The sequence below is a fragment of the Nodularia sp. UHCC 0506 genome, assembly GCF_034931045.1.
Lineage (GTDB): Bacteria > Cyanobacteriota > Cyanobacteriia > Cyanobacteriales > Nostocaceae > Nodularia.
This window is the reverse complement of the sequence record NZ_JAYGHH010000054.1, coordinates 10,554-23,263: the sequence shown is the minus strand read 5'-3', so window position 1 is coordinate 23,263 and position 12,710 is coordinate 10,554. Positions and strand designations below refer to the sequence as shown.

General features: G+C 33.8%; 7 protein-coding genes and 1 pseudogene. 4 read left to right on the top strand and 4 right to left on the bottom strand.

Going from position 1 to position 12,710, the window contains the following annotated elements; all coding sequences use genetic code 11:
• The 4 genes from VB654_RS21680 to VB654_RS21665 form a co-directional block, all read left to right on the top strand.
• Nucleotides 1–1,678: hypothetical protein (locus tag VB654_RS21680; RefSeq protein WP_323215868.1), on the top strand; the 1,678-nt coding region annotated here is incomplete at its 5' end.
• 1 nt (nucleotide 1,679) lies between these two features.
• Complete coding sequence (locus VB654_RS21675; protein WP_323215867.1) at nucleotides 1,680–6,818, top strand: hypothetical protein; 5,139 nt, start codon at nucleotides 1,680–1,682, stop codon at nucleotides 6,816–6,818.
• Between the two features lie 297 nt (nucleotides 6,819–7,115).
• The gene (locus VB654_RS21670; protein WP_323215866.1) at nucleotides 7,116–7,400 is read left to right on the top strand and encodes a hypothetical protein; all 285 of its coding nucleotides are present in this window, start codon (nucleotides 7,116–7,118) and stop codon (nucleotides 7,398–7,400) included.
• On the top strand, nucleotides 7,397–7,816 hold the full coding sequence (locus VB654_RS21665; RefSeq protein ID WP_323215865.1) for a PIN domain-containing protein: 420 nt from the start codon (nucleotides 7,397–7,399) through the stop codon (nucleotides 7,814–7,816). The genes VB654_RS21670 and VB654_RS21665 overlap by 4 nt, the downstream gene beginning before the upstream one ends.
• A gap of 80 nt (nucleotides 7,817–7,896) precedes the next feature.
• Here the strand turns inward: VB654_RS21665 and holA are convergent, their stop codons facing one another.
• The 4 genes and pseudogenes from holA to VB654_RS21645 all read right to left on the bottom strand — a co-directional run.
• Nucleotides 7,897–8,850 carry a DNA polymerase III subunit delta gene (gene holA, locus VB654_RS21660; RefSeq protein WP_323215864.1) on the bottom strand — a complete coding sequence of 318 codons (954 nt, stop codon included), beginning with the start codon at nucleotides 8,848–8,850 and terminating at the stop codon, nucleotides 7,897–7,899.
• Nucleotides 8,851–8,854: 4 nt separating this feature from the next.
• Nucleotides 8,855–10,357: a DNA polymerase III subunit gamma/tau gene (gene dnaX / locus VB654_RS21655; protein WP_323215863.1), complete on the bottom strand. Its 1,503-nt coding sequence runs from the start codon at nucleotides 10,355–10,357 to the stop codon at nucleotides 8,855–8,857.
• Between the two features lie 134 nt (nucleotides 10,358–10,491).
• Entirely contained in the window at nucleotides 10,492–12,057 is a 1,566-nt protein-coding gene (locus VB654_RS21650) for a hypothetical protein (protein WP_323215862.1), read from the bottom strand.
• A 360-nt stretch (nucleotides 12,058–12,417) separates the two neighbouring features.
• Nucleotides 12,418–12,710 (bottom strand): annotated as a pseudogene (locus VB654_RS21645) (hypothetical protein); the annotation flags it as partial.

The following is a 12,710-nucleotide window of genomic DNA, read 5'->3' as shown; positions in this document are numbered from 1 at the left end:
TGCTTCATCACAGCGTCGTTGTAACTTATCAAAATTAACTCGTAATCAAAAACATATAATTCAAGGTAAAATTGATGATGAAGCAAATATTCTGAATTTTATGGGTTCGGAAATTATTTTAGAATCTGCAATTTTCAATAATATTGCTAATAGCCAGGTTTTACCAGAAAAGTTTAGACGTATCACACCTCATATCGCAATAGTTTTTAGTCGGTTACAGGCTAATAATTTTGATAGTAACGCATCCTGTCTAAATCTAAGAACTGCTGTATTTTTACCCATAGGAGAAGATTGTGAAATATCCTGTAAATCTGAATATAGTTATTATTTAACTCTACATGGTTACTTCTTTGTGGATTTTGCTAGAACTGGAGTTCTTGGTTGGGATAAGAATAATTTAAACATAGATAAAAATAAAAAAGCAGGAGATGATGATAGAATTTCATTAGAAAAAGAATGGAATTTTCATCTTTATGAAGCTATTTTAGCGAGAATTTTAGATAAATTCTATCAATTTACTTCTGAATATAATTTATCTGCATCTGAAATATCCGCAATTTGCGAAGCATTGCTGAACTCTCCATTATTTAAAGAAATCAGTAACCGGGGAAAAATATGTCAACAAAAACAGTTGATTTTGTGTGTAAGTCTTGAAGGTAATGAATGGAAATTATTAGATAAAAATATAAAAGTATTAGCACTTCCAAGAGTTCCAGATTGGAATTTGTTTCGCTGTTTTCAAAAAATTTCTCAATCCTCAAGTCATGTATTAACTTTGTCAAAAGCCCATAATCTTCGTTATAATGGCACAAAGTTTGATAAATGGACTGATAAAGAAATAGAATATATTTTCAGTAATTCGTCGGCTGAGAATATTTTTAAAAGTCATATTACCATTAATTATCTAGTTGATTTTCTCAAAGAATGTTGTATATTAAAAAATAATAAAATTGAAAATGATTCAATTCAAAGGCAGTTAATTAAATTTATCAAAACAGGTTTATCTCAATTACAGTGGAATCAAATTAATAACGATATTAAAAATGCTGCACAAAAAATAATTAACTTGATTAAAGATTCAGAAGTGATTTATATAAATATTTCTGAAAACAATATCAACAATATTCTTAAAATAGAATCACTGAGTATACTGTTATTACCAATAAAGCTATTTCCTAATATTCCCAATAATAGCTTTACACAATTAAGAGAGCAAGACGCAACAGCTATTTTCAGATGGTTTATTAATGAATTAGAAACACAAGTGAATCATCCTACTTTTTTAGAGTCAATATTAAGAGAATTTTTGAAGCTATCCAAAAATCATCTCATTAATATTATATCCAATAATCCAAGCTGGCGATGTTTAATTGGATATAACAAACAGAAAATTGTTAAATTCTATTCATACAACGATTTTAAGCAATTCAAACAAGAATCTAGGCTATTTATTAAGTCTAAAGAGAATATGATAAACTGCTTAACACAAGCTATTGTAAGTTTTGAACCTGTTTTAGTTGGAGAAGAAATAGCAAGATTACTACAATCAGATAAAAATATTTTACCAGTGGATTGCAATTTACCTAGTTGTAGGGTTATATTAAGTAAAGCTCCCACATTATCTAAACCCGAATACCGGAAACAACTATTAAATGAACTATTAAAAGAGGTGCATTAACATGGATTTTGCAATTCGTTATTTATTACATGAACAAGCTGACAAATACAACAGTGAAGATCAATTGTATATTATTTCTAAGTCTGATGCTTTATGGGAGAAATTAGCACAACAGGTTTTATCAATAAAAAATGAATCATGGAGATTAATTAATTCTACTTTAGCTGAATCAATTCCTGAAGCGAAATTTAAGCAACTTGGTATTAGTCGTTTAACTAAAGAGGTTGTCATAAATTTATTACAAGAATTAAGAAACCAAGCAGGAAATGGTATTTCTCAATTAGCAGAAATAGAATTAAATGATGATGAGAGAAGAGAAATATTAAATGAGATAGGGAAAAATCCAGAAAATAAACCATTATGGAAAGCACTACCATTACATAAAACTGTGCAAGGACATTTAGTAAGTATTACAGAAAATACTTATGTAGAAAATGAAAATGATCAGACTCTACTTTCATTAAATCAATTACCTGTAAAAGTAACATTAATTAAAAAGAATGCTAATCTTTTACATTTATTAGATGAAGATTGGATTCCGCAATGGAATGCTTCTGCTGCTATGAGAATATTATTAGCAGTTCCTAATCCTCACCATTATACAGAATTAATTTTAAAACTTTGGGAATCTTCCAGTGATGTCAAGAATGAATATCATGATAGCTTAAAACAAGTAGCATGGTTAAGTTTATCTTCTGGTGAAGCGATCGCTCCTAATTACATTATAAAATATCCTAATTATTTACAAAAATTTCAAAAAAAATTAATTGAATTAAATCCAGGTTATTATTTACCTTCTCATTTCAATCTTCCACAGTCTATTTATAAAGATATATCTAGGTTATTTTCCCCAATTAAAGAACAAAAAATTCTCGAGCAAATATTCAATGAGCAAAATTATTTCCCTCAAGTTATTTTTGCTATTTTGGATGAGTTATTAAGAGCAAATAAATTAGATTTAGAACAAAATATTTTATATAAGTTGCAAAATAATCAATGGTTATTAACTGACAATAATCAAATGGTTTCTCCATCTCAGGTTGTTTATATTCCTAAATTTGGAAATGAACTTGAGACTATTCTGGTAGATAACGAATATATTCCTGAAACCAAATTAAATCAACAAGATATTAAGAATTATAAAAATATTTTTGATTGGTTAAGACAAAACTTGTTTATTATAAATAATCAAGCATGGGATATTCTTGGTAAAAAATTAGGTCAATCTTCTTGTTACTTTTTAGGCAGCTTCTCTACAGCCAATTTTCCCTTAGATAAAACTTTAGAGGTATTTAAGACTGTACCTAAAGATATTCTACCAGCTTGGAAATTAATTCAAAAAGTCGTGAAATTACCTCATAACCAAAATATAGATATTTGTAAAAGATATATTTTACCTAATATCTTAGAGGAAATAGAAGAAGAAAGATTAATTCAGTTATTAAACTGGATATCCAAATATTATCATCCTTCTCATCAAAATGCTATGCACATTTATAATGAATATCTCAAACTTTCTACTGAAAACACCAACTATAATTTATCATTAAATATTCTTCCCAATATTTTATTACTTAGTCATAATAATCAGTGGCAACATAGTTATCATTTATGGTATGGAGAAGATCAAGCCATTAAAGACATTATTGATCACAAACATATTCTTAATAAACAACAGGCAAAAATTTTAGAGTCTCATATAAATATAAATGTTATAGATGCTAAGGAAGACTTCAATAATACTCAGGAAGTAAATCTTTCAGTTGTATCTGATCAAATAAATACTTTAAGTAAATACGACTGTTTAACAGAATATTTTCAAAACTGGAAATCTTCAGCACTTCCAGAAGCTATAGGAGCTTTTATTTGTTTGGTTGCTGGTAGTAATAAATATTTACAGAATCTGGCTCAAGAGTTTGTTGGTAAAAGAGATATACTAAATATTTTTACAAGATTTACTGATAAATGTAATTGGCCTGATTTTGAATTTGATATTGAAGTTAGCAGTGATAAAACACAAAAATTTACTGCTATTACAGGGCATAAATTTACAGCTAATCTTAGTTATAAAAATACATATAATAGAAGATTATTTGTCAATCCTTTAGATCCAAATACTAGGAAATTAGTTATACGTCCCATAGAAAACCCTGAAGATGCAAGTAGAGATGAGCTTCATGAAATATTGTATAAATCTGCAAAACACCTCATTCATTATGTTTATCAAATAGATACAAGTACATTAAATGAGAAGTTTCAAGATGTTTGGAATGACTTAATCAAATCTGAACAGTTAGAATTGAAAGTTGCTAGGAATGTAATATTAAGAGGTATGGAATTTGTAGTAGAAATGTTGGGGGTTAATCGCAGAAATGAAATAGTTAAGGATCTACTTAATCAACTACAAAGATTAGTTTACAATAAAGAGGAACGCAAAAATTCTAAACAAGACTATAATATAATTGATCAAGAAATAGATCAAATCCAAGAAACTTTAGCTAATCTTTTAGAAGATAAAACTTCAAATAATCAAGTTGCGTCTGATTTTTTAGAATGTGTAAGACAAAAAATTTCTGTATATGGTTATCATTTTTCTAGTATTCCCTTTGAAATTTTCCAAAATGCTGATGATTCATTAATCGAGTTAGAAAAGATGGGAGGTAATCAATCTTTAGAATCTAGCCGTTTACAATTTATTCTTGAGTATCGCAAAAATACCATAAGTATGATGTACTGGGGAAGACCTATAAATTGCTTTCGACATCCTCAATATAATCAAAATAATTGTGAAGATCAAGGCTTTGAAAGAGATTTACAAAAAATGTTATCTTTTAGCCAGTCTAATAAATATCATACTAACCAGCTTCCTAATTCTCTGGAAGAATCAGATACTCAAACTACAGGAAAATTCGGTTTGGGATTTAAAAGTGTTCATTTAATATGTCAAGAACCTCATATAGTTAGTTATCGTACTGCATTTAAAATTATTGGTGGATGGTTGCCTAGTAAATTATCCCATCTGGATTCTACCAATCTTAGTTTTAATTTAAGCAAAATCAATTCAGAATTAGTAGATGGAACAATCATACAATTAAAAATAGATCCTCAAGTTAATACGGATTATCAACAAATTCTCAAGACTTTTCATGAACTAATAGGATTATTATTAGTTTTCGCTAATAGAATTAGAACTTATACGTTTTTATGCGAAGGAAAAGAAGTTGTAACCAATTGGCATCCTGTATATTTCCAGGAAATACAGAGTATTCAAATAGGATTAATTAGAATTAATCAAAGACAAATCTATGCTTTATGTTTTAAATTAGGAAATATAGGTCATTTTTTAATTTCTGTAAGAGAAAAAGAAAATGGTTTAGAATCATGCTTAACTAAAGATATTCCCACAATTTGGGTAACAGCACCTACCAAAGAAATTTTAGACCTCAATTTCATTATTAATGGTCAATTTGACTTAAATCCTGGACGTTCTAACTTAATTGAAATAGGATACAATAAGAATTTAAGGTTGGCTCAAGAATTAGGTAAGTTATTAGGTGAAATATTATGCTTATTCTTTGAGCAAGCTAATGAGAACTGGAAACAACTACAAGAATTACTGAGTTTAAATAATACAAGTCATTATCAGTTTTGGTATTGGATGTGGCAAGAATTAGTTGCATCTTGGCTGGAAAGAGATTTAACCAATAAATATAATTTAATTCGTGGAATTTTAGGAGGTAATCACGGTATGGGTTATTTATTAACTCATAGTTCAGCATTACCTAATGGATTATTTCAAGAATATCAATGTCTTGTTTCTCCTCAAAATATTCGTTATGTACTGGAAGGAATTTTAAAACAAGAGGAATATTTTATTAATGTATTTAAGTGGCAAAAAGTAAAAGAAAAATGTCATCATTCAGAAATTATTCATTCTCGTATCTGGCAACAATTCCAGAAATTATTGAATGTCAATTTTAGAAAATATCAATTTAATACCAAGACATTAAACTTACTGCAAATTTTACAATGGCAATTACCAAAATCTGAGGCTAATATTGAAATAGTAGAGGAAATAGGCAGTTTAATTAATCCAAACAATTTACAACATATTCAACAAAATAATTTATCAGAGTATGCAGGATTAATTACTTGGTTAAAACAAGTTCGCTTTTTAAGCCAAGCTGAGACTTATCAAAATAGCTGTAATCTATTAGTAAAAAATAGTGAAGACATAGAAGAAAAACTTTTGTCAGCTTTTGCACCAGATAATCATGTTTTAAATACAGAATATATCACTGATAGATTAGAATTTTTCTATGCTTGTCGTCCAGAAAAACCAACGATAGAAGATGCAAAATTAATTGAATGGATTAAGATAATTAAACCAGAAGATAAAGAAAGACAGTTAGCAGTTAAAGAATACATTTACCTAAAAAATAAATATAGTAGTTTATCCGATAAATTACTAAAAGATTTGAAAAAAATTGATTGGTTACAAGTTATTGTTCAGCCTAACATCAGTATAACAGAGCTGGAAAATTCTGGAGTCACAGATAAAACAGGGGAAACTGGAGAAGGAGATATAGAATATGGAGATCCAGGAGAAGAACTTGCTAGGTTATTTTATAAGCAAATCTATAGTGAAAAAAAATATCAACTTGATTACAATGGCGGACTTTATGATTACTTGTTATCTATAAATGGAGAAAAATTTAAAATAATAGAAGTTAAAACTATTAGTAGTAAATCAATAAGATTTCCAGTATTTGAATGGAATCTTTTAGGTACTGAAAAGCAATTTTATGAATTATTTATTGTCTTACATTCATCAGGTAATGTTCATAGGGTTATTAGAATTAAAAATGTTTGGGAAACTTTAACGCAAACATTAAAAAGTTTAGAATTACAGTATTTAACACAAGAAACAAAAGATATAGAATCTTTGATTGGTTTACAAAAAGATAAGAAAACAAATCAAAATGTGATTATTTTAAATTGGCAGAGACTAATTGATTCTTATAAAACAAAAAGTAGAGATGAAAATATTATGATTTATAACTGCTATGCAAAACTGATTAAAGGTCAAAGAAAAGTAGAACCAGATCCATTCTCTGGAGGGTTTATTTTTAATAATTAGAGTTTTTTAAGATATTAAACCAAACAAAATATCAATGAATTTATTTATCGCTTACTCCAGCAATTTTGTATTTTAGACCGACCTTAAACATCCAATCCAAAATCAAAAATTCTTCTCAACTTCCTCCAGGTTAAACTACCTGAAACAACCTACAAACACCAAGAATCACCACCAGTAAATCCTTACCCTTCAGCACCTCTCTTAATAGACATCTCCAACTCTAAAATCATAGTCACCGCCTGAGCTAGATTGGTATAACGTGAGATAATATAAAAATAGAATCTAATAAAAAATATTATGCAAGCATACAAACTCAAAGGAAAAATTGATTCATCTGGTAACTTGGTAATTACCGAACCCTTGAATTTACCTCCTGGAGATGTAGAAATTGTAGTTTGGCAAGCTACTGAGACGCTTGATAATACCACAACCCCAGCAAGCGAATCAGCACCAGAAATACCTAGAAGACGAACCAAAATCAAAGCCTTGCAAAACTGGTTTGAAAAAACCCAACCAGCACCTCCTGATTTTGATCCAGATCAAGCTAGATGGGAATATTTAAAGGAAAAACATAATCTGTGAAAGTATTACTTGATACTAACATAATTATAGATATTGCCCTAGAACGACAGCCTTACTTCACTAATAGCGAAACAATTTTCGCATTTGTTGAACAGGGGCAAATAGAAGGCTACATTTCAGCATCAACTATTAGTGACCTTTACTATATTATCCGTAAACAGAAGGGTCGAGATTTAACTATTGAGTTTTTGCAAACCCTACTTACCTTCTGTCAAATTGCTACGGTAAATCAGGTTGTAATTACAATGGCTTTCACAACCCATTTTAAGGATTTTGAAGATGCCATTCAATACTCAACTGCGGTAGTCAATCAATTAGATGCGATTATTACCCGTAATCCTCAAGATTTTCCGGTCGTGACACCTCGAATTCTCACTCCTGACCAATTAATTGCGGAATTAACAAATTCTCCTTGACTAACTTAAGCAACTAATTTTGGATTTTAGACAGAAATCAAATATCTCATCCAAAATCCAAAATTATCACTTTCTGCTGATTAAACTACCTTAAATAACCTGCTAGCACTAAGAATAGCTGGTAATAAATCCTTACCTTCAGCACCCCTCTTAATAGACATCTCCAAATCCAACATCATCGCCACCGCTTTAGCTAAAGCATTGATGCTTGTATTTGCTACCTCCTGACGCAAATAGTAAATGCGATGAGGATTACTGATTCTGCACAGTTGAGCTAATTCACTATCTTTCTTCACCCCAGAAACTATCGCAGATTTAACCCATAACCAAGTTCTAAACTGCGTTATCAGGGTGCTAACAATCACCATTAATGGTTCGGCGCGAGACAGCAAATCATCCAGCAATTGCAAAACTTGATTGCTTTCACCTTGACGCATAGCAGCTGCTAGTTGTAGGCTATTTTGGGTTTGACATGGCACTAACTCTTTCACCTCTGCCAACTTGAGTTTTCTGCCATGAGCATAGATAGACAGTTTGCCTAACTCAGTGGCTGCACGGGTGATATCATTACCAATTGCTACTGCTAAATATGCCACTGCATCCGGTGACAGCCGCAGGTGAATTTTTTCAGCCTCAGTGCTAATAGCCTTTTCAATCAAATCAGTCCGCCAAGGTGGTATTAATGGCAACTCCAGCAACTTGGCATACTTGACCAGATGTTTGTAAATCTTCAGACGCTTATCTACATTCGTAGCAACAAACACCAAAATTGTAGATTCAGGCACTTGCATAAGTTGCTGCAAAGTTTCTAACTCAGTCATGCCCCACTGTTTGAGGTGGCAATTTTCCACGATCACCAGTTTTTTACCACCTGTGAGCGAACGAGTGCGGGCTACACTCATGGCTCGGTCAAGGTGATTCGCTGGAAATCGGTGATAGCATAGTGTCAGCCATTGAAAATCAATCTCTGCTTTGTATTGGTTCAGCTGTTCCTGAATCGCGTGTTGGTCGTCACCAGTGAGCAAAACAATCATCTTCTCACCCCCCATGATTGCTGTAATTAGCAGTTTGAATCAACACAGTGATGGGTTTTTGACTTTGGGTAGCTCGTTGCAACATTTTAGCGATCGCTTGTTTATTGCCCTCAAACTTTTTCAGGTAAACTGGTGTCACCTCTAAAATTGCCTGGTCATCTTGCAACTTCACCAACTTTGCATGACTCAACAGCTTGTGACTACTCGGTTTGGCTGTATCTAATACCTGCTGCCAAATTTGAGCCAGGTTACTACTATTGGCGGCAACGGTTGGTAACAATTTGCGATCATCCCCTTCGTCATCCACAGGTTTAGCAGTCACCTTGTTTGTGGTATATACTCCAAATGTTGGTAACAATTTGCCACTATGTCCTTTGTCATACATGGGTTTATTTACCGTTTTGGTGGCAGCGACAGGCAATAAACCGGGCATCAGGTTCAGTAAACAAACTTCTAGCCATACCGCAGCATTGACCGCAGACCGCAGATAGCTTTCTGCTTTTTGTAACTCTGCTAAAGACAAATTCAGGGTATCAAAATTCCAGTGCTTTGCTAAAGCTGTCAGTTGGGTATGGCTAAGACAACCAGTGAGCAAAGCTTGTGATTGGGGTGCAGACTTAATAATCAGTAAGTCTCGGTATGTTTGCAGTAAATTAGCCAGAATCAATTTGGGCGTTTTACCAGAGTCTACCAATTCTCTGGCAACTTGCAAGAGATTAAAGGTATTATTGGTGGATATGGCCTGGAAAATTGCCATTAGTTCGGTTTCGGTAACACCGCCAGCCATTTCCATGACATGATGGGCAGTGATAGCTGTATCCAAAAGTCTCACCTGACCGAGTAATTGCAGTGCATCCCGTAAACCACCATCGCTGAGTCGAGCGATCGCACTCAATGCCTCATCATTAATAGTAATAGATTCCGCATCGGCTACAATACGCAGATGCTGCACAATTGCCTGCACAGACAAAGTGCGAAAGTTCAACACCTGACAACGACTGATAATAGTAGGTAACACCTTGTGTTGTTCGGTGGTGCAGAGAATGAAAACCACATGAGGCGGTGGTTCTTCAATACACTTAAGTAAAGCATTTTGGGACTGGGTTGTGAGTTGATGCGACTCATCAAGAATAAATATTCGGTAACGTCCTACCACTGGTGCTAAAGTACAACGTTCAATCAAAGCACGGGCATCATCCACACCATTGTGAGAAGCAGCATCAATTTCGCTCACATCCAGACTATTGCTACTTTCGATTGAACGGCAGGATTGACAAATACCACAAGGTTGGTCGGTTGGTTTTTTAGTATTGAGACAATTGAGAGATTTAGCAAATATGCGTGCAGTTGAGGTTTTACCCGTACCTCTAGAACCTGTGAGCAAATAAGCAGGTGCAATTTGCAGGTGTTTGACAGCATTTGTGAGCGCAGTTTTGATGTATGGCTGTCCCACCAATTCTGCTAAGGTTTGGGGTCGATATTTGTGATGTAGGGCGACTGTAGACATACGCTTTATCTGAATTCGTCGCCCTTACCCCTGTTAAGGGGGTGAGATTTTAGTTTAAATTTACGAACAAGCTTTGCGATATTTGATACAATATAGCTGAAACAAACCATAGATAAAAACTTTATTGATAAATTCTACATTTTAGGTCGAGGTTGTCTTTGTGCTTTAGGTAAGATTTGCATAGTATAAGGATCACAACGCTCAAACAGTGGATTGAACCATTCAATAGCTTCTAAACCAGAAAAATTTTTTACAGGTAGCCCCAGTACATAGGTTTCATCATCATAAATAATCCCGAATGTTTTAGCTGATCCTTGCCGATGTATGCCAATGAGTTGCGGAACACCACCACTGAAAGGATCATATTTACTCCGCAAAGAATCACAAAAGGCGCTGAAAACTGCCCGACTAGTGCCTCCTACACCAGTGTTCTTCCATTCCAAATTGCTTTTTTGAATAGAATCTTTACCAGAACCAAGGCTTAACACAAGTTCAGATTGAGTAGGAATTGAGCATCTACAGCAAATCCAGCCTTGATTAGCCGTCCAACTTAACTTATAAAGTTCAAAAGTAGAAGTAAGTCCCATTCCAATACGTGAACAATATGCGATGTCAAACGCCTGTCTTGCCTGTTTGGGAAACAACTTGAATGAATCTTGAATCAAAGTAGAAAGTTTCTCAAACTTCGTTGAAGGTTTTTCATCAAACTCAAACAACAACCCGTTATCTACAAGCTGAATAGCTTGACTCAATGCTAGAGAGGGAAATAGTACATCCCCACAATAGCCAAAAATATCAGGATAAGTACGAGAGGCAAAGAGTTTTCTACCTCTGTCCCATTTTGCTTGAGTTCCCCAGCTAATCCGGCTATCACTCGCAAAATAGAATGAAGTCATACCTCGACTATTAAACTTTAATTTCTCCTGTGCCAGTTGAATATGCACTCCGGTCAAAATATATTTATTTTCATCAGTGCTGACGGCATAAATCACACCTTTCAAACCATCTTTGAACCCGGTGGTTGGCAGAGAAATGGGAGTAGCATCAATTGTATGAGCAGGAGGAAATTCTTCAGCACCCATGCCTCTAATTTCATACTTCCCATCTGCATCAGATAAGCCCAGTGAATAGACTTTACTTTGCTGGTCGTCATCAGCAAGCTGTGTCATTTGAATTTGACTATTCAGGGAGATATGACCATTAGGACAATGCTTGACTATCTCCAAGAGAATTTGCACTGGGACAGTAATTTCACCCTTTAATAAAACCTGTGCCTCAAAACTTGCTTGAATCGTTAGGGCTAAATCGGTGACAGTTAAATGTATCTGCTGTGTTGCGACATCTGCAATCATCAGGACATTAGCAAGAATAGGATGGGTAGGTTTAGCTGGGGTAGCGCAACTAACTAAGAAGAGGGCATCGAAAAATTTAGTTTGTGAACAAACTACCTCCATCCCTGATTCGATGAGTGGTTGCGATTTTGACTTTGATTTAGTAGACCGTTTCTTAGTACGCTTATTTGAGGATGCAGTTGGAGTATCAGCATTTGGAGATGCAGGTTTTTTCTTCTTACCTACAGGCGTTTCTGCGCCATTTGCTGCTCCTTCATTTTCGGTTGGCTCAATTTTAGAAGTAGCTGCACTGGTTTGTTTGCTCTGCTTTGCCGAATTCAGCCTTTGTTTTGGCGCTGTTTGAGTCATGATGATTAATTTCTGGTTGCGTCACTACTATCCGGGTGACTGCGATAGCAGAAAAAGAAAAATGAACTACGCACAACAGCTTACGACTGAGATGTACGTTTCCGACGCTTCAGAGGAAGCTATCCATTACGCACAAATTTCTTCACATAAAGATTGACAAAAACCAGAAATTGTGTATTCTCTATGGCAAGACCCAAAAGTCAACCAAAGGCATTAAAAGCTCAATTGCCAAAACCAATTGAGCCATCCAAAATTTCGCTGTTTTTATGATTTAAACCTAGATTTACCAAATTTTTACTTAATTTTAGCTGGATTGGGATTGTTATGCCTAGATTAAATTTTTTTATATAAATCTGTATATTAAGCGCAATTATTGGCATTCATCAAAGATTCAGCCGCAGAAACAGTCCCAAAGTTACGGAGAGAACGAAACCGATTGGTAATTTCAGCCATTGCATCTAATAGTTCATCCTCATCCGCAGTCTGAATTACTTCCACGAGCGATCGCTTCAAGGATGTGGCTGACTGATTCTCTTTACCTGACACCAATTGATAAAAGAATTGTTTGGAACCAGGAGCTAAAACTTCCATCCCATCCAACAACCTTGACAAAGTGGTAGTGCTAACGTCGCATTTTCCTCGGCGAAACTCAG